Genomic DNA, 26954 nt, shown 5'->3' with positions numbered 1-26954 from the left:
TGAGTTTTAAAAAAGATTTTTATGTCATAACCTTTACTTGCAGACAATGTCCAGTGTTTAAAAACTTTGGAAGTTATTACAAGCGATCGCTCTACCATTACTTGGTAAAGTTTTTTCATGTTTGATAACATCTGCAAATTTCTCGTTGAAAACTTTGCTAGTGATTTTGCTACTTGGCTGTTAGGAAAACCCATAACCCTAACTAAATTAAGTCCTTCAGAACTTTCTTTAGAGCCAATTCGTGCTGATGCGCTGATATTACTCCAATCAGAAGAAGTCGTGCTACATCTAGAATTTCAGACTCAGCCGAAAATTGATATTCCCTTTCGGATGATTGACTATCGGCTGCGGGTGTATCGTCGTTTTCCCCAAAAAAGAATGCGTCAAGTGGTGATTTACCTGCAAAAAACCAATTCTGATCTGGTTCAACAAACCACATTTACCTTAGAAGATACCTTTCATCGCTTCCAAGTAATTCGCCTTTGGGAACAACCAACAGATAACTTTTTTCAATCTCCAGGACTGCTCCCTTTCGCGGTTTTAAGCCAAGCTGATAATCCTACTGAGACATTGCGACAAGTAGCTGAACAAATCTCACAAATCAACGACCAGCGTACACAAAGCAATATAGCCGCGTCAGCGTTTATTCTCGCTGGGCTAATATTAAATAAGGATATTATTCAACAGTTGCTGCAAAAGGATATTATGCAGGAATCAGTAACTTATCAAGCACTCATTGCTGAAGGTCGGTCTGAAGGTCGGTCTGAAGGTATTGAAGAAGGTATTCGCCGCGTGGCGATTAATCTTCTACGCGAGGGGGTAGCTGATGAAGTGGTAATCAAAGCCACTGGTTTGTCAGCAGAGCAGATTGAGCAGTTGAAGCTGACACAAGTGCAAGTGAACAATCAAGAAAATTAAGGGTAAGTTCAGTTCGTAGTCAGGACTTTAGTCCTGAGTTTTAAGCACTAAAGGGCTTACTACGAACCAATCAAAACTATCTTGACAGACCACACTTAGGGTTTGTGATTTAGCTTTTCGGCTGTCCGCAAAATTTGTCCGGCCAAAACCGCTGCACCAAAACCATTATCAATATTCACTACCCCTACCCCAGCAGCACAAGAGTTGAGCATTGTCAATAAAGGTGCTAAACCACCAAAACTCGCACCATAACCAATGCTAGTAGGAACGGCAATCACCGGACAATTAGCTAAACCCGCAACCACACTGGGTAAAGCGCCTTCCATCCCCGCCACGACAATTAATACTGATGCCGATTCAATCAGGTGACGATTATTCAGCAAGCGATGAATACCAGCCACACCAACATCCCAAAGACGCTGGACGCGAAAACCAGACAGTTCAGCTGTAACTGCGGCTTCTTCAGCTACTGGTAAATCAGCAGTACCAGCAGACAAAATCCCAATTTCTCCTAGAAACTGTGGCTCAACAGTTGGGGGAGCGATCGCACAAATTTTTGCCAATCCATAATATTGCAAATCTTTAACCTGTGATTGCAGTGCAGCATAAACTGCGGGTTCAATCCGGGTGGCCATGACTACTGGATTGCGGAGGCGCATCACCTCCATAATTTGAGCAATTTGTTCAGGAGTTTTACCCGGCCCCCAAATTACCTCAGGGAAACCAGTTCTCAGGGTACGATGATGGTCAATTTTGGCAAATTCACCTACAGGCTCATAGGCTAAATTTTTAAGAGAGTCTAAAGCTACATCTGGGGTAACTTTGCCATTAGCAACCGCTTCGAGAAGCGATCGCAGAGTTTCAGGTTGAGTCACGGTAATTTTAAATTATGGATTAGGGGCTAGGGACTAGGAAAAGCAGGGGAGCAGGGAGCAGGGAGACAAGGAGAGAAGTGCGGTCTTGGGGTCTCCCCCTCCGGGTTCGGCAGTCCCTCTTTGTTGGAACAACAAGACCGGGCTGCCTCACCAAGTGGAGCAACTTCGGGAGAAAGAGGTAATTCCTCTTCACTCCTCTGCACCCTGCACCCTGCCCCAATTCCTCTTCTTCATGCCCCATGCCCAATTATCTACTTAGTAATTTTAATTTCATAAATGTTCCAGAATGCTCCACCGAGGGCTGAGTATTCGATACCTTCAAAGCGATCGCGTACTGCTGACATTGCCAAGGGATTGACTAAGTAAATAAAGGGCAAATTTTCTTGGGTAATTCGCTGTGTTTGGGCATAAATTTCTTTTCGCTTGGCTTCGTCTAATTCCCTAGCGCCTTGAATATAGAGCCTACCAATTTCTGCTTCCCAAGGAGCAACTTCCCAACCTTGAATCGGCTTTTGTCCTGCCTGTGGTTTTTGATTGAACATGTGTAAACCACCTTCAGGAGACCAAACATTAGCCCCATCGTTCGGTTCTAAACCACCTGTCAAACTCAACAAAGAAGCATCCCAATCGAGGGTATTAGACAGCTTATCTGTGTAAGTATTCCATGCTAGCGGAGTAAAATCGACTTGAATACCTATTTTGCTCAAATCTTGCTTAATCTGCGCTCCCATTGCCTCACGGATTTTATTACCAGAATTGGTAAGTAAAGTGAAGCGAACACGGTTGCCTTGAGCGTCAAGTAACTGACCTTGGGCATTGGATTTAAATCCGGCTTTTCTGAGTAATTGCCTAGCTTTTTCTAAATTATAATCGTAAGTTTTCAATCCTTCTTGGGGTGAAAGATAATAGGGACTCTGCACAGAAACTGGTGAATTTTGTGGTTTACCTAAGCCACGAAAAGTATTATTGATCATCTTTTGTCGATCAATGGCATAAGCTACAGCTTGCCTAAACTCGACTGTATTAAACCAACGTGACTTTATTGGATTTACCAGCGGTTTTCCGTCTCTTTTGCCTTGATTGAGATTAAACAAAACAAACGATGTTCCAGTAGCTGGCCCATCTTCATAAATTTTAAAATTACCTTGCTTTTCTTGTTTTTTGAGCAAAGAAAAATAGTCTGGTGTAACTCCTATCGTATCTAAACTACCAGAACGAAACTGAAGCAAGGCAGTATCTGTTGATTCCACAATTTGCCATACAATTCGTTCAATATAAGGTTGTGGTTCTCCTTGAGATCCTTTGCGCCAATAATAAGGATTACGTCTAAATACTATGCGCTGACTGGTGTCATAACGCTCTAATTTATAAGGGCCATTAACGATAATTTGGTCTAAAGGAGTATCAACGCCCCACTTTGTCAGAAATATTGGCTTCCCATTTTGGTCTTTTGTTTTTATAGATTTTTTCAATACATGAGCAGGTAAAATTGGCAATCCTATATTTCCTAAGAACGGTGCAAAAGGTTCTGGTGTCCTAAATTCAACTCGGCGATCATCAATTTTTCTCACCTTTGGTAATGCCCGACTTTCACCAATGCGTAAAATATCTCTAGCATCTGTAGGAATTGCTTCGTTAAGATAAATATCATTGAAGGTAAACACCACATCATCTACTGTTAATGGTTGACCATCAGACCATTTCAATCCTTCACGCATGGTAAAAACAAACCCCAATTTGTCATCAGAAATTTGCCAAGACTCTGCTAAACTTGGCTCAAATTTACCAGTTGTAGGGTTTTGTGTAGTTAAGCCGTCAAAAACTAATCCTAGAAGACTCGTTGTTGATGCATCTTGATTGAGGGGATAGTTAAAGGTTTGGGGATCGCTGAGAATGCTACTTACTAACTGTGGTACTTGAGCCGCTGAACTTTTAAAATTCTCTGGATTGCAAGCGGCAACAGTAATGGCTGTTAATGAAGCTAAAATTACAGGTAAATAAAAACGTTTAAAATTGGAAAAAATACCACTAATAAATTTCATAATTTCAATATGTGAATAGGTAAATCAATTTGTTTGAGACTGTAGCCAACCAAGAAAACTTTGAGTTTTATTAAAATACTGGATACCAACATTTCGTAAAATTTCTGTAACTTCTCGTTTACCAAACTCCTTAGAGTTATTACTTAAAAACAATTTATTTTCATTGTGGTGTAAGCCAGCATGAAAAATTATACACTCCAAAATTATTTTATCTATAATGTGCTTCTCAAAAATTGCTCTATTTAATGTTACTTGAAAAATACCCGTATTTAATGTAATCATTTCTGATTTACTAACAAGCTGATTAAAAGCTACATCAAAACGTTTTTTAACTTCGTTAGCTCGTTGCAAAAAACTAGTTCTTGATTGTTCTAGATAAGATAGCAGTGTTTGTGCATTGTCTGAGTTATCTCGCTCTGCTTGATTAATTTGTATATCTAAATTACGAAGAAAATCTAGATTATATTTTTCTTCTTGTTCTAATGTTGTTAATGATTCTACAAAACAAATACTTGGCACTACTAAACGTAAAAAAGAGGGTGTATTTTGCAGTAATTCTTGGGCTAGGGTATCTTGCCCTTTAGCAATACCCATCAAAAAATTAGTTTCAACGTAAATTATCACTACACAGAATTAATAAATTTTAGTTGTTCCATTTTTTATTAATTGCAATAAATCAATTTCTGCCATTTCTTTTGTGAAAGGTGGTATTGCAGATTTCCAATTATATGCCAAGTCACGTAACCATGCTTCTGTTAAACCTTTAAGATAAAGACTAAATATCTTTTTGTCGCGGAATTTTGGCTCATAATAACTTAGCACATCAGCAGTATTCAAGCAGATAATTGGCTCTGATAAACTATTACCATCCCATTTGAGAATTTGAATTTTATCTACATCAACAAGCATGGCAAAAGGAATCACTATTTTTGCCGTTTGCAAATAATCAACAAGCCGCAAAATAGCATAGGTTTTGGTTTTGGTTTCTTGAAAGTTGAATGGGAAACCTTTGACTTCAGCTATGAGAACAATCTGCCCATTTTTGTCTAAGGCTACGAAGTCAGGACGATTTACATCTTCTAAGTTGGCAGCTAACATTGCTTTAATGTCCCACTAAGTTAAGGATGCGATTAATTTCAATTTTAACGGTTATGAATAAATTAAAGACAATTACTCGCAAGCAACTAGCAAGACAACAGCATAAGCACAAATACCTTCTTCCCTTCCTATAGGGCCGAGTTTTTCGTTAGTTGTAGCTTTAATACCAACTTGATTTGGTTGTAATTTTAAAACATTTGCTAATTTGTCACGCATCCTTTCAATATGCGGTTTTAATTTGGGGCGTTCAGCAACCACAACTGAATCAATGTTACCTATTTGCCAACCTTGATTTTGAATTAGTTGATGTACTTGAGTTAATAACATTAAACTATCTGCACCTGCCCATTGGGGATCAGTAGGGGGAAAATAATGCCCAATATCTCCTAAAGATAATGCCCCTAACATGGCATCCATAATGGCGTGGGTTAGTGCGTCAGCGTCACTATGTCCCAATAAACCAAGTTCATGGGGAATTTGGACTCCTCCTAAAATTAAAGGGCGATCGCTCACTAATTTGTGAATATCGTAGCCGTTACCAATACGTATGTTTGTCATTTGTCAGTTGTTAGTTGTTAGTTGTTATTGGGCATTGGGCATTGTTATTTTTCCCTACTCCCCTGCTCCCCTGCTCCCTGCTCCCCTGCCTCCCCTGCTCCCTGCTCCCTGCTCCTCTGCTCCCACTCTTTGAGCAAATCGGGGCGGCGATCGCTTGTTCTTTTGATTTGTTGTTCGTAACGCCACTGAGCGATCGCGGCGTGATTACCAGAAAGTAAGACATCAGGCACTTTCCAGCCGCGAAAATTGGCTGGGCGAGTATATTGGGGATAATCTAGTAACTCTTGCTCGAAACTTTCTACTTTCAAAGACTCTACTTTACCTACAGTTCCTGGTAAAAGACGCACTACGCCATTTAGTAATGCCATTGCCGGAATTTCTCCCCCAGTCAAAATAAAATCACCTAAAGATACCTCACGAGTCACTAAATGTAGTACCCTATCATCTACTCCTTCGTAATGTCCGCAAATAACTACTAACTGGTCGTAATTTGTCACCAATTCTCGCAATAGAGGTTGATTGATTGTTTGTCCTTGAGGACTCATTAAAATAATCTCTCTTCGGGGTAAATTTGGTAGGGACTCCACAGCCGTAAATATGGGTTCTGGCTTCATCAGCATCCCTACGCCACCTCCATAAGGTTCATCATCTACTTTCCGGTGCTTATCGGTTGTAAAATCTCTAGGATTGATCAGATTTACTTGGGCAATTTGTTTGGCTAAGGCTTTAGCCAGCAACCCAGAGTTGAGAACTGAGGTAAAACAGTCAGGAAAAAGTGTAACTATATCAAAGCGCACAGTAATTCGTATTCGAGAACACTAATCTTAAAGTTGAATGTCTAGCAAACACAAGATGCTAATGTCAGGTAAAACTACAGATAAGCTTAATCAATAGTGTCTAAAAGTACCAGAACTATTGATTTTTCTGGGATCAAAAGTTTCTCTAATTACTTAATTTATGTTTAAATATTGTCACAACTACATTTAAATTAATAATCTGACTAGGTTAACAACTTTCAGGATGCATCGAGCCAGCCTCAGAAAAAGCGTGTCAAACTCTCCTCGCCCCAAACCCCAGAGTGCAACCCAAGCCCCCCAAGCACTATTTTGCCAGTCTGGAAAAAGTGGACAGGTGAACAACAAAGCGCTGGTTTTGAGTAACGGCAATAGACACTTGATTTCCGAGGCATTGTGTATGTTAAGCGAAAATTGGGAGCAACTTCGCTCCAAACATTACAAAAAGTCTCCTCTCAATCAAGCAAAGTGCAAAAATTATCAGGCTGCCTCTTTTGTTAAATTTGCACGCCATTCGCCAAAAGCGAGGAAACTCTTTCGGCAGTCGCTCATGGAGGGAAACCCCCAAGACCGCACTTCTCTTCTCTGCGAGACGTTACGCGCTAAGCGTAGCTATGCCGTAGGCTTTACGCAGCAATGGACTCACCGCGCTGCCGACGCTCCTGCTTCGTTCTAAGCGTACCCCTGCGGGGAAGCAAGCTACACGTAGTGTCTCGTTAGAGAAGCCATGCCGTAGGCTTTACGCTGTGCTAACACCAAGGCGATGGCTCCTGAAGTTGTTGACAGGAGAAACACAATGCCGCAATTAAAAGCTAAATCGCTGGAAATGAGGACACCCCAAGCAACTAAAACCGCCGTTCTAGTGATCGGCGGCGCAGAAGATAAAGTTCATGGACGCGAAATCCTGCGAACTTTTGTTGGCCGCGCCGGTGCTAGTAAGGCCTATATTACAATTATTCCATCTGCCTCCCGCGAACCCGCAATCATCGGTGGTCGGTATATTCGCATTTTTGAAGAAATGGGTGCTGAGAAGGTGGAAATTTTAGACATTCGCGAACGCGAACAGTGTGAAATTCCCCAAATCAAAGCATCTCTAGAAGCTTGTAGTGGCGTGTTTTTGACGGGAGGAGATCAATTACGCCTTTGTGGTGTGTTGTCAGACACGCCAGCAATGGAAATTATCCGGCAACGAGTCAGAGGTGGACAATTGACCTTAGCCGGAACCAGTGCAGGAGCAGCAGTAATGGGGCATCACATGATTGCTGGTGGTGGTAGTGGTGAAACGCCAAATCGCTCTTTGGTAGATATGGCCACGGGTTTGGGATTTATCCCCGAAGTGATTGTTGATCAACACTTTCACAACCGTAATCGCATGGGAAGACTAATCAGTGCGATCGCAGCTCATCCTGACCGTCTTGGTATTGGCATTGACGAAGATACTTGTGCTGTATTTGAACGTGACGGTTGGTTACAAGTCATGGGCAAAGGCAGCGTCACCATTGTTGATCCCACTGAAGTAACTCATACCAACGAGCCTCATGTCGGTGCTAACGAACCCTTAACTATACACAACTTACGTCTGCATATCCTCAGCTATGGCGATCGCTTCCACCTGTACCAGCGCACTGTACTACCCGCTGTACACCGCATCTCCAGCTGACGGAATAGAGTATCTGAGGTTACAGTGTGTTGATCGTTTACTTTATTTCTTGCTGTAGAAAAATCAGAGAAATACCATGTAAAAAGAAAAAACTGTTTACAATGGACAGTTTAGCGGTCAATTCCAGTAAGAAACTAGAATTTTGGTTCCGAATCTCCATCTACCTATTCCCATGAGAATCCTCAAGATCCAGACCTTACGCGGCCCAAACTACTGGAGCATTCGACGCCACAAGCTGATCGTCATGCGCCTCGATTTAGAAAACCTGGCTGAAACGCCCTCGAATGAAATCCCTGGCTTTTATGAAGGATTAGTTGAGGCGCTGCCGAGTCTGGAGGGTCACTATTGTTCGCCTGGCTGTCGCGGTGGCTTTTTAATGCGAGTGCGAGAAGGCACCATGATGGGTCATATTGTCGAACACGTAGCCCTAGAACTCCAGGAACTAGCTGGAATGCATGTTGGCTTTGGCCGTACCCGCGAAACCGCTACACCCGGAATTTTTCAGGTAGTGATTGAATACCTGAACGAAGAAGCAGGACGCTACGCTGGACGAGCCGCTGTGCGCCTGTGTCAAAGTATTGCAGATCGGGGTCGCTATCCCAAAGCAGAACTAGAGCAAGATATTCAAGACCTGAAAGACTTCTGGCGTGATTCATCTTTAGGACCTTCAACCGAAGCGATCGTCAAGGAAGCCGAAAAAAGAGGTATTCCCTGGATGCAATTGAGCGCCCGCTTTTTAATTCAGCTGGGCTACGGTGTGAATCAAAAGCGAATGCAAGCCACAATGACTCACAATACTGGCATTTTAGGGGTAGAACTAGCTTGCGACAAAGAAGCTACCAAACGCATCCTAGCCGCAGCCGGAGCGCCAGTACCTAGAGGTACGGTAATTAACTTTTTAGACGATTTAGAAGAAGCTATTGAATATGTTGGCGGCTATCCCATCGTCATTAAACCGCTAGACGGTAATCATGGACGCGGGATCACCATCGATATTAGAACTTGGGAAGAAGCTGAAGCAGCCTACGAAGCAGCTAGACAAGTTTCACGGTCAATTATTGTTGAAAAATATTATGTTGGGCGTGACCACAGAGTACTAGTAGTCAATGGCAAAGTAGTAGCAGTAGCCGAACGTGTGCCAGCTCACATCGTTGGTAATGGTAGATCTACCATTGCCGAACTCATTGAAGAAACAAACCAAGACCCAAATCGCGGTGAAGGACACGATAACGTCTTGACTAAGATTGAACTAGACCGGACTAGTTATCAATTATTAGAAAGGCAAGGCTACACCTTAAATAGCGTACCACCCAGGGATACAATTTGTTATCTCCGAGCAACAGCTAACTTGAGTACAGGCGGTAGTGCTGTAGATCGTACTGATGAAATTCATCCCGAAAACATTTGGTTAGCACAAAGGGTAGTGAGAATTATTGGCCTGGATGTCGCCGGACTTGATATTGTCACTACGGATATTAGTCGCCCCCTGAGAGAAATGGATGGCGTAATTGTAGAAGTTAATGCCGCCCCTGGCTTTAGGATGCATGTTGCCCCCAGTCAAGGCATACCCCGCAATGTTGCCGGAGCAGTGATGGATATGTTGTTCCCCAACGAACAACCCAGCCGCATTCCCATACTGAGTGTGACAGGCACTAATGGTAAAACCACTACTACCCGATTGCTGGCGCACATTTATAAGCAGACAGGCAAAGTAGTCGGTTATACAACTACGGATGGAACTTACATCGGTGATTTCTTAGTAGAAGCCGGAGATAACACAGGGCCTCAAAGCGCCCATGTCATCTTACAAGATCCAACTGTAGAAGTTGCGGTATTAGAAAGCGCTCGTGGAGGTATTCTTCGTTCTGGGCTGGGCTTTGAATCTGCCAATGTAGGTATAGTATTAAACGTCGCTGCCGATCATTTGGGAATCGGTGATATCGATACTATTGATCAGTTGGCAAATCTTAAGAGTGTAGTCGCGGAAGCTGTATTTCCTGATGGTTATGCTGTACTTAACGCCGACGATCGCCGCGTCGCCGCAATGGCCCAAAAAACTAAGGCTAATGTTGCTTACTTTACAATGAATCCCGACTCAGAATTAGTGCGGCAGCATATCCAAAAAGGTGGAGTCGCAGCAATATACGAAAATGGCTATCTCTCGATTGTTAAAGGCGATTGGACACACCGGATAGAAAGAGCAGAAAATATTCCCTTAACAATGGGCGGACGAGCGCCATTTATGATTGCCAACGCTTTAGCAGCCGCTTTGGCAGCATTTGTGCAAAATGTGACGATTGAGCAAATTCGGGCAGGCTTAAAGACCTTCCGTGCCTCTGTCAGCCAAACGCCGGGACGCATGAATTTGTTTAATTTAGGAAACTACCATGCCTTGGTAGACTATGCTCATAATCCCGCCAGTTATGAAGCATTAGGTTCTTTTGTACGTAACTGGAATACAGGAGCGCGAATTGGTGTAGTTGGTGGCCCAGGCGATCGCCGCGATGAAGACTTTGTTACCTTAGGTAAACTAGCAGCAGATATTTTTGACTACATCATTGTCAAAGAAGACGATGACACACGAGGAAGACCACGGGGATCAGCTTCTGAGTTAATTACTGAAGGTATCATTCAAGTTAACCGTGATGCCCGTTATGAAGTAATTATGGATGAGACCGCAGCCATTAACAAAGCTTTGGACACGGCTCCTGATAATGGTCTAGTGGTAATCTTACCAGAAAGTGTCAATCGCGCTATCAAGTTAATTAAGGTACGCGGTTTGGTCAAAGAGGAAATTCAACAAAACGCCTCTACAATGGTTGTAGATAATCAAAATGGGGTGACATCTTCTGTGATCAACACCTTGCTTTAGTTTAGAGGCAGGAGGCAGAAGGTAATTTCTATAAAAAGGGTTCTTTCGCCTACACCCCACACCCTTTTTCAATGTAGAAGTTTTCTAGCCAATATGCTTTTTGCTATCTGTGAAGCAGCAATTGCCTAACTTTTGACATTATTGTTCTTGCTCAGGATCATTGTCATCACTAGAAGTTTTGAGTTCTTCCTTAAAGCCCCGCAGTGTTTTACCCAGTGCATTTCCCAATTCCGGAATTTTTTTGGGACCAAAAATTAAAATAGCAATGATCGCAATTACACCTACTTCCGGCCATCCCAATCCAAACATACACAGTTCCTCTCAATAATTAATTTTTACTGTTCTGTATCAAGACTCATTTCTATAAACGTCTCTACGATGTTTCACTTTAATCACACTCACTAATAAAATAGTATCAAGTATTTGATAGATTATTCTGTAATCACCTACTTTAATCCGATATAAATATTCTTCATCTACTAATTTTTAACTACAGCTGGACGTGGTTCTATTGCTAATTCTTGAATTTTTGAGTCAATACGTTCTTTGATATCGCTTGATAATTTCTTTAGTTGTTTATTAGCACCCTTGGTAAATTCAATTTGATAAGTCGCGCGGTTTCTTTCTTATATTCATCCCAAGATATAGTACCGTTAATTTTTGCTTCTGCTATTTCAGCACGAGCATCTCTAATATCTTCTTCATCTTCTAAAAGTTCTAAAACTTTTTCTAAAGTGCTTTCGGGTGCGATGTTTAGATGTTTATAAATTAATTCTATTAGCGATTGCCTTTTGCTTGTAGTTGTCATTTTCAGACCTCTTTATATTACTTGGTTTGTTTATTCTCGCGTAATTGGTATATTTAACCAATCACTTAATTCCTGGGCTAACCATTCAATCTCTGCTTCAGATTCAATCGCACCACCACTACCACCAAGTTTATACTTGTACACTCCTGACCAAATATCTAATTGCGCTGGAACACTAACTCTAGAGCCTTCAGAGTCTCTAGTAAAGTGTTTGGAAATATAAACTAGTTTAGTGATACTTTGTCTTGGTGATGGCCGAGGACGATGGAATTTAAAAGCAAATAACTCCCAGGTTAAGGCAATTTGCTCTTGATTCAGGCGTAAGTGTATACGTCCAAACATATTAAATAGAAACGTATACACCATAAACGAGCCTGCACCCCAAAAAGGCAATGAAAACAAAGCAAAGGGAATATTCAGCGGAAAAGGGGCAGAAAGAGCGCCAATTGTCCAAAACAGAATAAATGAGTTCCAGGCGATCGCAAATAAACTCAAAAACACCATTGACGGTTTAAAGCCAACTGGTGGAACAACAATATCTAGATGATCCCAATCTTTGGATAGTTGAATTGTACTACCAGTTGGTTGATTAACAACTAAAGCAGTAGTGTCAGGAAAATGCGGCTCATTTAAAGCCTTTAGCGCTACGCTTGCAGAACTCAACCGCTTTTCTAAATTGGGTTCAGTCATCTGCTGCAACCAGCGAGTGAAACTAGGGCTTAAATTAGTCAGTTGCTCAAATTGAAACCGAAAATCTTTTTGCGGTAAATCGGCTGGATGGACACCAGTTACTAAATAAATGAGCGTCGCACCTAAACTATAAAGGTCAGATGCTGGAACCGTGCGGCCGCCAAATTGCTCCGGTGGCATATATCCGTAGGTTCCGACTACAGTTCTAGTTCCACCTTCTGTAGCTAAGACAGTTTGCACTGAACCAAAATCCACGAGATAAACTTGACCCAAACTGTTGCCAGAGCGATCGCCTAATAAAATATTGCTAGGCTTAAGATCACGGTGAATTACAGGCGGGTGCAATTGATGTAGATAAACGAGAATCTCTAAAAGTGTCTTGGCTATCTGTTTAATTTCGGCTTCTGTAAAAGTTCGTCCAGTCTGAATGTATTGCTCTAAAGTTTGAGCTGGGATATAACTCTGTACTAAGGCAAATCCTTTGATAGTAGGTGAATTTACTTCAAAATAGTCTAAATAACGAGGGATCAACGGATGTGACAAAGATTTTAAAGTTTCAGCTTCACGCTCAAACAACTTGAAATCGTCCCATTCAAAATCACTACTAAAAGAAAGTAACTTCACAATTACTAATTCATCAGTGATTTGATCTTGAGCTAAAAATATCCGTCGTCCTGCCTTTTTACTTAATTGCTGTTGGACTTCGTAGCGGCCGTTTAATATTTCCTGAATCATAATTATTGCTGATGACGCTACATTTAAAAGTTTTGATAGTTTATAACTTGTCAAGTTGCACAAGCCCATATTTTTTAGTATAATCGCGTGCTTTTATGCCCTCCCAACTTTGGCCTTACATCACCCCTGGTATACCCGATGAATTATTTGAGCAGTTACCGGGTATTCCTTTCAGTCAGCGAGAAGTTAGGCTGCTGTTGATTTCCCAATTGCGGCTCAAACCCGATTCAGTTTTGTGGGACATTGGCGCAGGGACAGGTACAATTCCGGTAGAGGTGGGGCTGCTGTGTCCTAATGGACAAATTGTGGCTGTAGAACGGGATGAAGAAGTCGCTAATCTAATTCGGCGCAACTGCGATCGCTTTGATGTTAAAAACGTCGAAGTCATCGAAGGTAGCGCCCCAGATTGTATGCACGACCTCAAAGTACCTCCTCACCGTGTTTGTATCGAGGGGGGTCGTCCCATCCAAGAAATTTTGCAAACTGTGTGGCATTATTTACCGCCATCAGGACGAGTTGTAGCTACAGCTGCTAATCTAGAGAGTCTGTATGCTATTTCCCAGAGCTTTTCTCAATTACAAGCGAGAAATATCGAAGTTGTTCAGTCTGCGGTCAACCGTTTGGAAACACGCGGCTTTTCTCAAACTTTTGCAGCTGTTGATCCTATTTTTATCGTTAGTGGTGAGAAACTAGACTAAACCTCAAAGATTTTAGATTTTAGATTTTAGATTTTTAGATTGAGGATTAAGTCATAGGTAATGAGAAACTAAGCTACAATTACCAACTTCCCATCTTAATCCTCAATACCTAATTTCTAATTCAAAATTCAAAATCCAAAATACTTCTATGCCTTGGTCTCGAATTGTTAGTGGAATTTTTGCGATCGCTCTTGCTTTGGTTGCAACCCTACTGGGGGGTTGGTACTTTACTATTGCAATTGCGGTGATTGTCTTTTTGGGTCATCAAGAATATTTTAATTTAGTGCGAGCCAGAGGTATAGCTCCCGCTGCTAAAACCACGATGTTTGTCAGCCAAGTCTTGCTCGTAATCTGTACAGTTGATGGCAATTTAGCTGATGCTGTATTACCTTTAGCTGGGACATTTATCTGTTTTTATTTGCTATTTCAGCCCAAGATGGCCACAATCGCCGATATTTCCGCTTCAATTATGGGACTATTTTATGTGGGTTACTTAGCAAGTTTCTGGGTCAGGTTACGCGCCCTTGGTAGTGCAGCTTTAAGTAATCTGCCATTGGGTGGTTACTGGCCATTAAATTGGGCAGATATTTGGCAGCAAAATTTTACCTATTTGCCCCAAGGGTTAACAATGACACTGCTGACTTTTTTATGCATTTGGGCAGCTGACATTGGCGCTTATATTTTTGGTAGATTCTTTGGTAAAACCCCGTTATCTGACATTAGCCCTAAAAAAACTGTTGAAGGTGCAGTCTTTGGCATCACTGCCAGCGTTGCTGTAGCCTTAGCAGGAGCCTCTTATCTACACTTTCCTAGATTTATTATTACTGGTGTAGCATTGGGTTTGCTAATTGGGATCGCTAGTCTTTTGGGCGATCTTACCGAGTCTATGCTCAAGCGCGATGCTGGCGTTAAAGATTCAGGACAGCTGATCCCTGGTCATGGAGGCATTCTAGACCGTACTGACAGTTACATTTTTACAGCCCCTTTGGTTTATTATTTCGTGACACTTTTATTACCAGTAATTCGTAATTCGTAATTCGTAATACTCGCTAAAGGTGAGAAGCAAGCTACGTAATTCGTATTATTTGGAAGTCTCATCGTTACCTTTTTCAATTTTGTAACTGGCTTCTAACCCAATTACGAAATGCTTTCACCAATTCTAGATAATCCATTGTCGGGGCTTGTTGCAAAAATCTGGCAATCTCTGGAATGGGTAAATTCACAAAAAATTGACTGGTTTGGGAGGTGATATAGGTGTCATTTTGCAATTGTTGAATGACCAGGGATTCTCCGTTATAAATCCACACTTCTGCTACGCCCAAATCTGCATACACTTGGAGACGATTATTGGAACTACTTGTCACATCAATTTCTATGACTAAATCGGGTGCTGGGTCTTGTGTTAAATCTAGTCGTTTTTTTCCCCGAACTAGGGCAATGTTACGAATATAGAAGCATTCATCTGGCTCTGCGCCACTCACTCCAGGATGTTTAAACGTGGTTGACCCCAAAGGTTCAATAGATATATCCAGTTCTTCTGCAATTGTCTCTACAAAGCGCCCTGCGACTTTCTTAAATCTTTCATGCTCTGGAGAAGGAGTCATTATTTCAAGAGTAGCACGATTGTAAGTGAGGCGAAGACGGCGATCACTCAGTTCTGTTAACAATGTTTCGTAGGTTTGCCAGCTAATCCCCGATAGGTGAATTATTTCATCCGGTGGTGTGAGGAGTGTTGCAGTCATTGGTTAAAGGGAAAATTTGACGGCTTTTTATAGATTATAGGCACTCTCAACAGTTATCAGTTACCAGTCAAAAGCCACTTGATAACTGTTAACTGTTCATTGATTTAATGATAGCGATCGCTGCAAACAGCCTCTAAGGGTTAACGTTGATTCGTCCGCGACACACTAATTGACCAGGGATCAAACTGAGTTCTTGAATATCGACATCTGAACCAAGATCGAGATGATAATTATGTTCACCCTCTAAAAGTGCTACGTCGTTTTTAATAACTTGAATATGTATTAATTGCAACTCCTGATTGCCAATTAACTTTAAATCAAATCTCACTTCTAGAGGTATATTTTCAGTGGTGGCTCCTGAGTTAGCAAAGAGTGTTATTTGATTATTGTCAAGGATAATTTTTTGCCATTTTGGTTGTGATTGGAGGCAATTTTCTGGTAAAAGTTTAACCAGTACATCATTTAAAGCAGTTGATAATAGTTCTGATGCCAGGGAATTATTGAGGTCTTTTTCTTCTACTATTAGATCGCCGACTACTGGTACTATTTCTAGCAGTCGTAGCGGCTTTCCTTTAAGTACTGAGCCTATATTGATCTGAATATTTTCCGCTATTAGTTTAATTCGTGTAATATAGAGGCCTTGATAGACTGCATGACTGGCAAAAATAGATACCCAAGGAATGCAGCCAGAGAGAATTTGGCGATCGCTAGCTTTTATCTCTACCTCTAATTGAGATACTTGGCTGACTTGCGCTCTTAACCATAGCTTTAATGCTGCTGTGAGTGCGTTGGTAATTAGCCGGATCTTATGGGAACTTTTTGTCGGGAAATTATCTTCTGGCATTTAACCACTCTTGTAATGGGTATTTGCTCAGCAAGGGACTGAACTTAAGTAAGTCTTAAATCTAACATTTATGGTTATTTACTACAAAATGCCAATATTTCTGATTATTATTTAAAGTTAGGAAAAAAATCAGTAATTTCCACATGGAGGAAAGGTTACAAAAGATTATCGCTAAATGGGGTATTGCCTCACGACGTGAAGCTGAAGAAATGATTCGGCGATCGCGTGTGCAGGTAAACGGCTTGCTAGCGCATTTAGGTCAAAAAGTTGACCCCCAAAGAGATACGATTACTGTTGATGGTAAGCCCGTTTCTGGCAGGCAACGTCCGCCTTTGTTATACCTGTTACTGCACAAGCCAGTTGGAGTAGTTTCAACTTGCTATGACCCTCAAAGACGAAAGACAGTTTTAGATTTACTCCCTAAAGAATTGCGTGAGGGTACAGGTATTCACCCAGTTGGTCGTTTAGATGCAGAATCTACAGGGGCATTAATACTTACCAACGATGGAGATTTAACATTTGGGTTAACTCATCCACGCCATAGCATTGCGAAAACCTATCAGGTTTTGGTTAAAGGACATCCTACTGAAGCAGTATTAAAGATGTGGCGTGAAGGTGTGATGTTAGATGGAAGAAAAACCCTGCCAGCCCAAGTAAACATGATCGAAAGACTTGCTCTAAATAGCCGTTTAGAAATAATTTTAAAGGAGGGAAGAAATCGCCAGATTCGTCGTGTAGCTGAACAGTTAGGACATCCAGTCATCAAACTACATCGGACTGCCATAGGCGCAATCAAATTACAAACACCAAAAGCCACGGTAGCCCCTCTAAGAGTAAACTTATTGCGTGAAGGTAATTATCGGTTTTTACAAGAGAATGAAATTCGCTTTTTGCAAAAGCAAATAAAGCATATACCTATTAAAGATTCAGCCGAGGTCAGGGGAGTAGAAAAAATATGAAATGGTTTAAAAGAAAAACTCATCAACAGCCAACACCTTCATTAGAACAACAACAAACCGAAAAGTTGGCAGAAATCGGCGCTCAACTTGGGGCATCGCGTCAACAAAGGGGTTTCTCTCTAGAAGAAATGGTAGCATTGACCAAAATTCCCCGACGGTTATTACAGGCGATCGAAGAAGGTAATTTAGACAATTTACCAGAACCAATTTACACTCAAGGTTTGATTAGACAATTTGCCGATGTATTAGGCTTTAATGGAACAGAGTTTTCCAGCAACTTTCCTGTCGCTGCTCAACAGGTGAAGTTGCCAACTACTGGAAACACTCGTTCAATGGGTCAATTCCGTCCAATTCATCTTTATTTACTTTATGTGTTCATGATTGTATGCTCTGTCAGCAGCTTGTCTCAATTACTAAATAATGCTGTTCTCAAAGCAGATAATAGTCAAAGTGAATCACACCCAGAGTTAACTCAACCAGAAAAATCAACAATAGTTCAACCTGTTAGTGACACCCGCAGTAGCTTCAAAGAAAATCGGTCATTACAGATTGGTGTCACACTAAAAGCTTCTTCTTGGATTCGGGTAGTAGCCGATGGTAAAACTCAGTTTGAGGGCATTCTACCAGAGGGTACACATCGGGTTTGGAAAGCCCAAGAACAACTGACGGTGAAAACAGATAATGCAGGTGGTGTGCTGATGAGTGTCAATCAGCAGGAAGCCAAGCAAATGGGAGAACCAGGTAAAGTTGAAGAAATTAAAATTGCTGCCCAGCCTGAGTCTTGAGAGGGAGCAGGGGAGCAGGGAGCAGGGAGACAAGGAGAAAAGGGGACAAGGGGACAGTTCTTTCCCCAATTCTCCAATTCTCCTTGTCCCCAATTCCTCTTCTTCCCCATGCCCAATGCCCCATGTCCAATGCCCCATGCCCAAATTCCTCAATTTCCTTCCGGGGCGCGTCCACAGAGTTTGGTGAGCATTTTTAGGCGATCGCCTAATTCTTCTGTCAATGCTTCTGATTGATAGCGCCACTCCCAGTTACCTTCAGCAACACTAGGAAAATTCATCCGTGCTTCATTTCCTAAACCCAAAATGTCCTGCAAAGGAATAATTGCTTGATTGGCTATAGAACTTAAAGCCAAGCGAATTAAATCCCAATGAATACCTTCAGGACTGACACAACCTAAATACAACAATAAGTTTTGCTTTTCCCAATCACTCGCTGTGTTGAACCAACCTACAGTGGTGTCGTTATCGTGAGTCCCGGTGTAAACTACCGCATTTCGTGAGTAGTTGAACGGTAAAAATGGATTACTGGGATCAGAACCGAAGGCAAACTGCAAAACTTTCATCCCTGGAAATTCATACTTGTCTCGCAGCGCTTCTACCTCTGGGGTAATCACTCCCAAATCCTCGGCTAAGACAGGTAACTTACCTAATTTTTGTCTAATCGTATCAAACAACTCTTCTCCAGGCGCTTCAATCCATTCTCCATTCATGGCTGTTTCCTCACCTTGTTTTACAGCCCAAAAAGCTTCAAAACCCCGGAAGTGGTCAATACGAATAATATCAACATAATCCAGCATGGCTTCAAAGCGCTGTACCCACCATTTAAAATCTTGCTTTTGCAACTGTTCCCAGTGATAAACAGGGTTGCCCCACAATTGACCAGTGGCGCTAAAGTAATCTGGGGGAACTCCCGCCATCTGTGCAGCGGCTCCCGTTTCTTCATCCAAGCAAAAGATCTCAGGATTAGCCCATACGTCAGCACTGTCATGAGATACGTAGATGGGAATATCACCAATGATTTCTATACCGCGCATGTTGGCATAGCTTTTAACATTTGACCACTGCCGGAAGAACTCATATTGGGTGAACTTGTAATAAAAAATCTCTTCAGTCAACTGTCGTTGTATTTGATCTAAGGCTTCTGGTTCACGTTTAGCAAGTTCTGGTTCCCAGGTATACCAACTAGCATTGTTGTGGTAATCTTTCAACGCCATAAATAAAGCGTAATTGTCTAGCCAATAAGCTTTGCTTTCACAAAAACCGGCAAATTCCTTTTGTTGAATGGGAGATGCTTGGGTTCTAAAGTTATTACAAGCTTTTTTTAAGAGATCAATTTTAATGGTTGCAACTTGCTCAAAATCTACTTTATCTCCTGGAAATCCTGGTAAATTAGCAAAGTCTGCTTCAGTTAGCAAACCTTGATCTATAAATTGTTCTGGACTAATCAGCAAGGGATTTCCTGCCATCGCTGAGTAACACATATATGGAGAATTACCGTAACCAGTGGGGCCTAAGGGTAAAACTTGCCAATATTGTTGATAACTCTTTTCGAGAAAATCAATAAATTTATAGGCTTCTAAACCTAAATCTCCAATGCCAAATCGACTAGGAAACGAGGTAGGATGTAGCAAAATGCCGCTGGATCTGTTGAAAGGCATAAGTAACTTAAATTATTAAGAGGAAGCGATCGCATCGAATTTATCATGGAAGAGTATTCATGTTATTGTCCCTTTGTCAGTAGTCAGTCATTTTTTGCTATTGACAACTGACCACTGACTACTGACTAATAACCATGACTTACCGAAATCCTGCACCGACGGTTGATATCATCATTGAATTAGTGGATCGACCACATCGGCCAATAGTGTTAATTGAGAGACATAATCCACCACTGGGTTGGGCAATTCCCGGTGGTTTTGTCGATTATGGTGAAGCTGTAGAAGTGGCGGCGAAGCGCGAAGCTGAAGAAGAAATAAGTTTACAGGTGGAGTTAGTTGAGCAATTTTTGGTATATTCCGATCCTAGTCGTGATCCCCGCCAACATACAATCAGCATTGTATTCTTAGCGACGGCGATGGGAGAACCAAAGGCTGGGGATGATGCTAAAAATGTCGGAATTTTCGAGTCTTGGCGTATGCCTAGTAATTTATGTTTTGACCACGATCGCATTTTGCAAGATTATTGGCAGTATCAACATTATGGGATACGTCCGCGATTAGGTTAAAATGCTGTAGCCAAGTGGAGTTTTGTCAGTAGTCAGTGGTCAGTGGTTAGTAGTCAATAAATCAAACAACTGACATTAAAAGACTTTCAAGTTTGTTACCTGCCATAATATCTATGACTCGTAAAGTAATTAATACTAATCAAGCACCAGCTCCTGTAGGGCCATATAATCAAGCGATCGCAGCTTCTGGTCTGATGGTATTTGTCGCTGGACAAATTGCTATTGATCCCCATATTGGTAACGTTGTTTATACAGATGATGTAACCAAGCAAACTGAACAGGTAATGGCTAATCTAGAAGCCATTCTGACTGAAGCAGGCGCAAGTTTTGAAAATGTGGTTAAAACTACTGTGTTTCTCGCTAATATGAACGATTTTGCAGCAGTAAATGCCGTTTATGCTAAATATTTTTCTGAAGATACAGCCCCTGCGCGGGCTTGTGTTCAAGTTTCTCGCTTACCAAAAGATGTGTTGGTGGAGATTGACTGTATTGCAGTAGTTTAATTGTATGGGGCATCCCTACCCTTCGGGAACGACTCCGTCGAACAACTTCGCTCAGGGCAAGTGGGCATGGGGCATGGGGCATGGGGCATAGGGCATTGGGAAGAGCTACTTTCAAGTAGTTGAACAGAATTAATTACATAATGTTATTGCGCGTAAAGCGAAGCAATCACAATGACTGGGATTGCTTTGCTTTGCTTGCAATGACTGTAAATATTTTTGTCCTATTACTTATTCTCGGAAGTTGAACCTTTGAAGTTGAAAGTTGAACCTCTGAAGTCAAAGGTTGAACCTTGGAAGTTGAAAGTTGAACCTTTGAGGTCGGAAGTTGAACCTTTGAGGTCGGAAGTTGAACCTTGGAAGTCGGAAGTTGAACCTTCGAGGTCGGAAGTTGAACCTTTGAGGTCGGAAGTTGAACCTTGGAAGTCGAAAGTTGAACCTTTGAGGTCGGAAGTTGAACCTCTGAAGTCGAAAGTTGAACCTTTGAGTGTCTCAACACTTCAACTGCTGCGAAGTCAAAACTCTATTTCCGCAAGCCGAAGCTTTAAAAAAAAGATTACTGAAGCTTAACTTGCTTTAACACATAAGCCAATTACTTTTGAAGAGACTTCAAGGAAGATAAACCATGAAAAGTCTCATTCGCACGTTGGCTGTTGGCGTAATTACAGCAAGTTGTTATGTCGGTCAAGCTTATGCCGATACAGTTCCAGATTCTCTTGACTATTCTGTACCGCGCACCCATGCTCACAACGACTACGAACACGAGTATCCACTCTTTGAAGCCCTCCACAACGGTTTCGTTAGCGCCGAGGCTGATATTTGGCTTTATGACACAGATACAGATTTGCGTGTTGCTCACGACCCAGTAGACAACCCCTTAACATTGCCTACTTTGGAAGATTTATATCTGACACCATTGCAGAACTTGGCAACTCAGGTAAATAATGGTGGCATTTACGCTGACGGCACACCTCTACTTTTATTAGTTGATATTAAGAGTGAAGGTGTTTCGACTTACCAACGCTTACATGAAACTTTAGCCAACTACGCAGTTAATAATCCGGGATTGTTTAATACTTACACCAAAAATGCTTCTGGTGGCTATGACATGCAAAAAGGAGCAGTTAATGTTGTGATATCAGGTAATCGACCACGAGATTATATGCTCTCGCAGGATATACGTTATGCTGCCTACGACGGTCGTCAAGATGATATAGGGATGGGTATTGTACCTGAGTTTATCCCCTTAATTAGCGACAACTGGAATACTTTTTTTAACGGCGATTTGGCTTGGGACGGTACTGGCACAATTCCAGATGACACTAAAGCAACCTTAGACGATGTCGTGGCTCAAGTGCATGGTGAAAACAAAATCTTGCGCTTTTGGAATTTGCCACAAGATGCGCCCAGCGTTTGGGGGCCACTCTATGATGCCAATGTTGACTTGATTAACACTGACAATCTCACTGGTTTATCTGAATATATTCAATCGCGTCAAAGGCAATCAGTACCAGAACCATCAATGACTGTTGCACTCTTGGGTGTATTAAGCACATCATTACTGCTGAAGCGAAAATTGCAGTCTAAGTCAAAACTGCTAGGATAAGCTTTGAAACCTTGATTTTTCGTTTAAAACTAGTAAATTTTCTGCCCCTCTCCGCGTCGGAGAGGGGTTGGGGAGAGGTTCATCGAACTCACCTTAACGTAAGGAAACCCAACACCTTCATCCATGTTGGGTTACGCTGTGCTTAACCCAACCTACTTATTACTACTTATTAAGTCCAGCGAGGTTTGCTATCGCTACTACTAACTCGTCTGCCTCAATGGGCTTAGTTATATGAGCTTGAAATCCAGCTTCTAGGACGAGTTGACATTCTTCAGTTCTCGCAAATACTGTTAGTGCTATAGCAGGAATTTTATCCTCTTTTTCTGCTTCTTGCGATCGCACTTTTCTAATTATTGAACAATACAGCCGCAGCACGGTTAGCTTCTTGAATATTGCCGTAGATATTAGTCATTAAGTAACCATCTGGTGCAAAAAAATTAAATAACTCTTGGTAGCGCTGACGTTCTTTTTCTACTATTGCTCGTGTAGACTCTAACTCTTCACAGGCTATTTTAAGTTTTTCTAAAGCAATTTGGAGTTCTTCAAAAGCTTCTGCTGTTGAGTTTTGCTGCCAGTTAGTCTCGGTTGCAGTACATTTTATGAGGATTGTAACCCGCGATCGCAATTTCTCTACTTGAGACTCTAGCCTCTAGTCCAGCGCGGCGGAAATAAGTATACCATTGAAAAGCTCTAAAGAGCTTATTCCATAATACTTTTGACTTCTACCTTGCGGTACTAGTCCTTTTTCTTCGCGAGAGTTTACTGCACACAATTAAGAAACGCCATATTGACTTTTGTTCTTAAAAGCTATAGATCTTTTTAAGAGACTAATTGATATACATTTGCAAAAATATTGCGAATTATTCTGAATGGAGAGTTATAAATGAGTGTGAGCAAAAAGGGTTTATTGAGTGCTGGCGCGGCATTTGTGGCACTTACAGGTTTATTAATTAGCACCTTTGGGGAAACGCAAACACAGGTTATTGCCAAACCCATAAATAATCAACAGGCATCAACCTTGATTGCCCAAAACCAGAAGACTTTAAGAGTAGCTTTTCCTAAGCGGGGTGAAATCACAGATGCCCAAAATAAAGCAAATGCTGTAGCGACTTTTTTGTCTAAGCAAGTGGGAATGCCAGTTCAGGCAGTTGTAGCCGATGAAACAGCAGCAGTAGAAGCCTTAAGAGCGGGTAGAGTTGATGCAGCTTTTTTGAGTAGTCGCCCGGCACTGAAAGCTGAACAGTTGGCAAATGCTCGGTTGTATTTGGCAGAAGTGCGTCCCAATTACTCTGGAGGCCACACTTATAGCTCAATCTTTGTAGTTCCCAAAAATAGTTCTTTAACATCCAAAAATTCTGTCAAAGCTACCCTAGAACAACTGCGGGGTAAAAAAATGGCGTTTGTTTCTCCAACTTCTGGCTCAGGATTTATTTTTCCTGTCGGTGAATTAGTGAAACAAGGATTTGTACCTAACCGCGATCGCTTGGATAATTTCTTTGGACAAGTTTCATACGGCGGTAATTACTCTGGTGCATTGCAAGCAGTTTTGCGCGGTCAAGCAGATGCAGCTGCGGTATCAGAATATGCGCTTAATCCACCGTATGTAACCGCGCAAGAAAAAAGTCAATTGCGAGTTCTTCACGCAATTACAGGTGTACCTGCCCACGGTGTCGTGATTGATGACAGTGTTGCAGCTCCCATGCGAGAAAAATTGATTGCTGCCTTAATGCAATTGAATCAATCACCAAACAACGAGCTACTCAAAGACTTATCTAATGCTACAAGTTTGGTGAAAGTTGATCATGATAATCACTTAGCACCAATCCAGGATGCTCTTAAGCGTGTTGGTATTGAACCATAACAACATGAATGCAAAGTTAGGAGTTAGAAACGAATAACTCCTAACTCTTAACTTTTTAATGAACCGCTAAAATTGACCGAGGTTGAGGATGAGTGATTGTATTATTGAGTGTCATAACCTAGAAACAGCTTACGCTGCATCTCTCAATCGCCCTATCCTCAACGGAATTAATTGCCAGATCAAACGAGGTGAATTTGTCGTTTTATTGGGACTGAATGGCGCAGGAAAATCCACTTTATTGCGATCGCTGGTGGGATTAATCAAACCAGTACGAGGAGAAATTCAGATTAATGGCATGACAGTAACTCCCCGAACCCTGCCCAAAATTCGCCGTGACATTGGCATGTTGTTTCAAGGTGGAGGATTAATTCGGCAATTATCAGCACTGGAAAATGTCTTGTGCGGCCGCCTGGGTGTCAGGACAACTTGGCAGACTTTATTAGGCTTTCCCAAACGCGATCGCTTATTAGCCCTAGACTTATTAGAGCAGTTGGGTTTAAGAGAATTAGCCGAGCAAAAAACCAGTAAACTCAGTGGAGGACAACAACAGAGAGTAGCAATTGCTCGTGCTTTAATTCAATCACCACAAATTCTTTTAGCCGATGAACCGATTACAGGATTAGATGTTGTCGCATCCCAACAAGTAATGCAGACTTTATCTCATTTGCACACCCAGCAAGGCATGACCATTGTGGCAGTGTTGCACGATTTGGGTATAGCTGCAAAATACGCCCAACGAGCGATCGTCTTAGACGCTGGACGCATAGTTTATGACGGCATTTGTGATAACTTACAAGCCCAATTTGCTAACGCTTCGATGTAAGAGGGACAAGGGGCTAGGGGACAAGGAGACAAGGGGACAAGGAGACAGTTCTTTCTCCAATTCTCCTTGTCCCCAATTCCTCTTCTTCCCCATGCCCAATGCCCCATGCCCTTTTTTAAAATATGAATTACTTATTTAATTTAAAACTCCTACGTCGCTATCCTTGGGTAATTCCCTTACTCATTCTTTTAATTGTTTTTGCAGTTTATGGTTGGGCTTTGCAAGGTCTAAAACTTGACTTTGAACTGCTGAAATCTAGCTGGCCTTACATCATTGATTTCATATCTCGGTTATTTCCTCCTGATTTAACAGTTATAGATATAGCAATTAAGGCATTGGTTGAAACTGTGCAGATGTCTATATGGGGAACTAGCATTGGAGCAATCCTTTCTTTGCCTATTGCTGTAGCTAGTGCTACCAACGTTGCTCCTCAATGGTTGCGATCGCTGGCTAATTTGCTGCAAAATGCTGTGCGTTCTGTGCCTTCGATTATTTTGGGGCTAATTTTTGTCGCTGCCACCGGATTAGGCGCACCCGCAGGTACTTTGGCGTTGGCAATCTATACTATCGGCTACCTTGCTAAATTTTATCAACAAGCCATTGAAGCGGTTGATCCTCGTTCTCTAGAATCTTTACAAGTGATGGGAGCCTCTAGGTTACAAATTGCCCAATACGGTATTTTGCCCCAAGTACTACCCTTAGGATTGGGTTATACCTTATGGATGTTTGAGTATAACATCCGTGCTGCTTCTGTTTTGGGTGTAGTTGGTGCAGGTGGTATTGGCTTTCAGTTAAAAAATTACATTGATGGTTTTGAATACACTAAAGCAACAACCATGATGTTAGTACTGCTGGTAGTTGTTACAGTGATTGATTCTTTCAGCAGTCAATTACGTCGTCGGCTCGATTCAATGTAAAGGCAAATCGGCAAATCTCCAGTACAAATCATTTCTCTTCCATCACCTTGCTAATACCAATTCTGTATGAAGATGCGTCTAATGATTTGAGAACGTAGCGAATTATCTTTAAAAAATCTCTGCGTACCTTTGCGTTGAAATGCAGTTTAACTGTATTTATGATTTACTTATGATTATTAGAATTTGAGTGATTAATCGTTGCATTGTTAGAAATAGCACTATCAAATAAATCATGTGAAGTATTATTAGTACTTTTTAACTCATCTTTATTCTCTTGATTATTTAAAGCTTGTATATTAGCTTCTCGTGGGCTAAGAGATCTAGCTTCGTTAAATTCATGTATCAACTTAGTAAGCTCATCACTTTTTTTGATCAAAAATAAGCAAATAAGTTTGAAGTCATCTGTTTCAGGTAGCTTATTTTGTAAACCTCCTTGATTTAAAATTTGTAAGTCTAATTTACGTTGAAATTGGGAAAACTTACTATTAAACTTAGCACAAGTATCATAATTTTCTGCGGGGCGAACAGTATTATTTATAACCCCTAACAATATAGTTATAATACCAAATATAAATATTATTTTTCCCAATAATATTTCAGCTTCTTTCTTAGCTAAATTCTCATCTAATTCTGCCTTTTGAGTATCTTGAGATGAAGTAGAACTTCTTTGTAAAAATAAAGCAAGTTGCTCTCTTGAACTTGTGAGGCTACCAAGTAATACTAAAGATACTGGTACGGAATATTGCAGAATAAAAAAATTGATTAAGAGAACACCCGAAAACAAAACTTGAAATTGACATTGTTTTTTTATTTCATAATATGACTGAATAAGATTAGGCTCTTTTTTTTTAAATAAGTGAAATAATTTCATTTTGCACCTTATTTAAGTAGGATAAATTACTAGTTTTATTTCATAACCTGTTCATGAAATTCCTTACTTGGCAC

At 41.3% G+C, this 26954-nt stretch carries 30 protein-coding genes and 1 pseudogene; 15 read left to right on the top strand and 16 right to left on the bottom strand.

From position 1 onward, the window contains the following. Positions 1 to 117 precede the first annotated feature (117 nt). Positions 118 to 918 (top strand): Rpn family recombination-promoting nuclease/putative transposase, encoded by an 801-nt coding sequence (locus tag QI031_RS18800; RefSeq protein ID WP_281481180.1) that lies wholly within the window; start codon positions 118 to 120, stop codon positions 916 to 918. Between the two features lie 95 nt (positions 919 to 1013). Here QI031_RS18800 and larB read toward each other — a convergent pair whose 3' ends face one another. The 6 genes from larB to trmD form a co-directional block, all read right to left on the bottom strand. Continuing rightward, a complete protein-coding gene (larB, locus tag QI031_RS18795; protein ID WP_281481179.1) occupies positions 1014 to 1793 on the bottom strand; it encodes a nickel pincer cofactor biosynthesis protein LarB in 780 nt (259 codons plus the stop codon). Between the two features lie 251 nt (positions 1794 to 2044). After that, positions 2045 to 3835 carry an ABC transporter substrate-binding protein gene (locus QI031_RS18790; RefSeq protein ID WP_281481178.1) on the bottom strand — a complete coding sequence of 597 codons (1791 nt, stop codon included), beginning with the start codon at positions 3833 to 3835 and terminating at the stop codon, positions 2045 to 2047. Positions 3836 to 3859: 24 nt separating this feature from the next. Beyond that, the gene (locus QI031_RS18785) at positions 3860 to 4459 is read right to left on the bottom strand and encodes a PIN domain-containing protein (protein WP_281481177.1); all 600 of its coding nucleotides are present in this window, start codon (positions 4457 to 4459) and stop codon (positions 3860 to 3862) included. Between the two features lie 9 nt (positions 4460 to 4468). Further along, positions 4469 to 4933, bottom strand: coding sequence for a hypothetical protein (locus QI031_RS18780; RefSeq protein WP_281481176.1), 465 nt, complete (start codon positions 4931 to 4933; stop codon positions 4469 to 4471). Between the two features lie 72 nt (positions 4934 to 5005). After that, the gene (gene ispF / locus QI031_RS18775) at positions 5006 to 5491 is read right to left on the bottom strand and encodes a 2-C-methyl-D-erythritol 2,4-cyclodiphosphate synthase (RefSeq protein WP_281481175.1); all 486 of its coding nucleotides are present in this window, start codon (positions 5489 to 5491) and stop codon (positions 5006 to 5008) included. A 44-nt stretch (positions 5492 to 5535) separates the two neighbouring features. Continuing rightward, positions 5536 to 6288: a tRNA (guanosine(37)-N1)-methyltransferase TrmD gene (gene trmD / locus QI031_RS18770; RefSeq protein ID WP_281481174.1), complete on the bottom strand. Its 753-nt coding sequence runs from the start codon at positions 6286 to 6288 to the stop codon at positions 5536 to 5538. Between the two features lie 250 nt (positions 6289 to 6538). Here trmD and QI031_RS18765 point away from each other — a divergent pair, with 250 nt between their 5' ends. The 3 genes from QI031_RS18765 to cphA all read left to right on the top strand — a co-directional run bounded on the left by QI031_RS18765 (position 6539) and on the right by cphA (position 10817). Further along, positions 6539 to 6961 (top strand): hypothetical protein, encoded by a 423-nt coding sequence (locus tag QI031_RS18765; protein WP_281481173.1) that lies wholly within the window; start codon positions 6539 to 6541, stop codon positions 6959 to 6961. Between the two features lie 120 nt (positions 6962 to 7081). Beyond that, the gene (locus QI031_RS18760; protein ID WP_281481172.1) at positions 7082 to 7945 is read left to right on the top strand and encodes a cyanophycinase; all 864 of its coding nucleotides are present in this window, start codon (positions 7082 to 7084) and stop codon (positions 7943 to 7945) included. Positions 7946 to 8117: 172 nt separating this feature from the next. Further along, entirely contained in the window at positions 8118 to 10817 is a 2700-nt protein-coding gene (cphA, locus tag QI031_RS18755) for a cyanophycin synthetase (RefSeq protein ID WP_281486073.1), read from the top strand. Positions 10818 to 10955: 138 nt separating this feature from the next. On the opposite strand, the gene tatA is transcribed toward cphA, so the two are convergent. The 4 genes from tatA to QI031_RS18735 all read right to left on the bottom strand — a co-directional run bounded on the left by tatA (position 10956) and on the right by QI031_RS18735 (position 13050). Next, entirely contained in the window at positions 10956 to 11126 is a 171-nt protein-coding gene (gene tatA / locus QI031_RS18750; protein WP_281481171.1) for a twin-arginine translocase TatA/TatE family subunit, read from the bottom strand. A gap of 39 nt (positions 11127 to 11165) precedes the next feature. Further along, on the bottom strand, positions 11166 to 11240 hold the full coding sequence (locus QI031_RS31585; protein ID WP_343217874.1) for a hypothetical protein: 75 nt from the start codon (positions 11238 to 11240) through the stop codon (positions 11166 to 11168). A gap of 145 nt (positions 11241 to 11385) precedes the next feature. After that, positions 11386 to 11625, bottom strand: a complete 240-nt coding sequence (locus QI031_RS18740; RefSeq protein WP_281481170.1) for a hypothetical protein — start codon at positions 11623 to 11625, stop codon at positions 11386 to 11388. A 30-nt stretch (positions 11626 to 11655) separates the two neighbouring features. Then, positions 11656 to 13050, bottom strand: a complete 1395-nt coding sequence (locus QI031_RS18735; RefSeq protein ID WP_281481169.1) for a serine/threonine protein kinase — start codon at positions 13048 to 13050, stop codon at positions 11656 to 11658. Positions 13051 to 13145: 95 nt separating this feature from the next. Here QI031_RS18735 and cbiT point away from each other — a divergent pair, with 95 nt between their 5' ends. Then, positions 13146 to 13748 carry a precorrin-6Y C5,15-methyltransferase subunit CbiT gene (gene cbiT / locus QI031_RS18730; protein WP_281481168.1) on the top strand — a complete coding sequence of 201 codons (603 nt, stop codon included), beginning with the start codon at positions 13146 to 13148 and terminating at the stop codon, positions 13746 to 13748. A gap of 148 nt (positions 13749 to 13896) precedes the next feature. Beyond that, a complete protein-coding gene (locus QI031_RS18725; RefSeq protein WP_281481167.1) occupies positions 13897 to 14784 on the top strand; it encodes a phosphatidate cytidylyltransferase in 888 nt (295 codons plus the stop codon). Between the two features lie 73 nt (positions 14785 to 14857). Here QI031_RS18725 and QI031_RS18720 read toward each other — a convergent pair whose 3' ends face one another. Together QI031_RS18720 and QI031_RS18715 are read right to left on the bottom strand one after the other, a co-directional pair. Further along, complete coding sequence (locus QI031_RS18720; protein WP_281481166.1) at positions 14858 to 15490, bottom strand: Uma2 family endonuclease; 633 nt, start codon at positions 15488 to 15490, stop codon at positions 14858 to 14860. Between the two features lie 133 nt (positions 15491 to 15623). Further along, complete coding sequence (locus QI031_RS18715; RefSeq protein WP_281481165.1) at positions 15624 to 16334, bottom strand: LmeA family phospholipid-binding protein; 711 nt, start codon at positions 16332 to 16334, stop codon at positions 15624 to 15626. Positions 16335 to 16477: 143 nt separating this feature from the next. Here QI031_RS18715 and QI031_RS18710 point away from each other — a divergent pair, with 143 nt between their 5' ends. Together QI031_RS18710 and QI031_RS18705 are read left to right on the top strand one after the other, a co-directional pair. Further along, entirely contained in the window at positions 16478 to 17293 is an 816-nt protein-coding gene (locus QI031_RS18710) for a pseudouridine synthase (RefSeq protein WP_281481164.1), read from the top strand. After that, positions 17290 to 18078, top strand: a complete 789-nt coding sequence (locus QI031_RS18705) for a helix-turn-helix domain-containing protein (RefSeq protein WP_281481163.1) — start codon at positions 17290 to 17292, stop codon at positions 18076 to 18078. The genes QI031_RS18710 and QI031_RS18705 overlap by 4 nt, the downstream gene beginning before the upstream one ends. 149 nt (positions 18079 to 18227) lie before the next feature. On the opposite strand, the gene malQ is transcribed toward QI031_RS18705, so the two are convergent. After that, positions 18228 to 19736, bottom strand: coding sequence for a 4-alpha-glucanotransferase (malQ, locus tag QI031_RS18700; RefSeq protein WP_281481162.1), 1509 nt, complete (start codon positions 19734 to 19736; stop codon positions 18228 to 18230). A gap of 134 nt (positions 19737 to 19870) precedes the next feature. On the opposite strand from malQ, the gene QI031_RS18695 reads away from it, so the two are divergent. The 4 genes and pseudogenes from QI031_RS18695 to QI031_RS18680 all read left to right on the top strand — a co-directional run bounded on the left by QI031_RS18695 (position 19871) and on the right by QI031_RS18680 (position 22408). After that, the gene (locus QI031_RS18695) at positions 19871 to 20302 is read left to right on the top strand and encodes an NUDIX domain-containing protein (protein WP_281481161.1); all 432 of its coding nucleotides are present in this window, start codon (positions 19871 to 19873) and stop codon (positions 20300 to 20302) included. Between the two features lie 95 nt (positions 20303 to 20397). Next, a pseudogene (locus QI031_RS18690) lies at positions 20398 to 20805 on the top strand (Rid family detoxifying hydrolase); the annotation flags it as partial. 216 nt (positions 20806 to 21021) lie between these two features. Further along, entirely contained in the window at positions 21022 to 21372 is a 351-nt protein-coding gene (locus tag QI031_RS18685) for a ribosomal eL19 family protein (protein ID WP_281481159.1), read from the top strand. Between the two features lie 55 nt (positions 21373 to 21427). After that, positions 21428 to 22408 carry a phosphatidylinositol-specific phospholipase C/glycerophosphodiester phosphodiesterase family protein gene (locus tag QI031_RS18680; protein ID WP_281481158.1) on the top strand — a complete coding sequence of 327 codons (981 nt, stop codon included), beginning with the start codon at positions 21428 to 21430 and terminating at the stop codon, positions 22406 to 22408. A gap of 162 nt (positions 22409 to 22570) precedes the next feature. Here QI031_RS18680 and QI031_RS18675 read toward each other — a convergent pair whose 3' ends face one another. Both QI031_RS18675 and QI031_RS18670 read right to left on the bottom strand, forming a co-directional pair. Beyond that, the gene (locus QI031_RS18675; protein ID WP_281481157.1) at positions 22571 to 22783 is read right to left on the bottom strand and encodes a response regulator; all 213 of its coding nucleotides are present in this window, start codon (positions 22781 to 22783) and stop codon (positions 22571 to 22573) included. Then, positions 22755 to 23033, bottom strand: coding sequence for a hypothetical protein (locus tag QI031_RS18670; RefSeq protein WP_281481156.1), 279 nt, complete (start codon positions 23031 to 23033; stop codon positions 22755 to 22757). The genes QI031_RS18675 and QI031_RS18670 overlap by 29 nt, the downstream gene beginning before the upstream one ends. Positions 23034 to 23291: 258 nt before the next feature. Here QI031_RS18670 and QI031_RS18665 point away from each other — a divergent pair, with 258 nt between their 5' ends. The 3 genes from QI031_RS18665 (at position 23292) to phnE (ending at position 26009) form a co-directional block, all read left to right on the top strand. Continuing rightward, positions 23292 to 24269: a phosphate/phosphite/phosphonate ABC transporter substrate-binding protein gene (locus QI031_RS18665; protein WP_281481155.1), complete on the top strand. Its 978-nt coding sequence runs from the start codon at positions 23292 to 23294 to the stop codon at positions 24267 to 24269. 88 nt (positions 24270 to 24357) lie between these two features. After that, the gene (locus QI031_RS18660) at positions 24358 to 25092 is read left to right on the top strand and encodes a phosphonate ABC transporter ATP-binding protein (protein WP_281481154.1); all 735 of its coding nucleotides are present in this window, start codon (positions 24358 to 24360) and stop codon (positions 25090 to 25092) included. A 122-nt stretch (positions 25093 to 25214) separates the two neighbouring features. After that, the gene (gene phnE / locus QI031_RS18655; protein ID WP_281481153.1) at positions 25215 to 26009 is read left to right on the top strand and encodes a phosphonate ABC transporter, permease protein PhnE; all 795 of its coding nucleotides are present in this window, start codon (positions 25215 to 25217) and stop codon (positions 26007 to 26009) included. A 163-nt stretch (positions 26010 to 26172) separates the two neighbouring features. On the opposite strand, the gene QI031_RS18650 is transcribed toward phnE, so the two are convergent. Continuing rightward, a complete protein-coding gene (locus QI031_RS18650) occupies positions 26173 to 26880 on the bottom strand; it encodes a hypothetical protein (protein ID WP_281481152.1) in 708 nt (235 codons plus the stop codon). Positions 26881 to 26954 lie beyond the last annotated feature (74 nt).

This window comes from Halotia branconii CENA392 (assembly GCF_029953635.1).
In the GTDB taxonomy this organism is placed as follows: domain Bacteria; phylum Cyanobacteriota; class Cyanobacteriia; order Cyanobacteriales; family Nostocaceae; genus Halotia; species Halotia branconii.
This window is presented reverse-complemented; position numbering and strand designations above follow the sequence as displayed.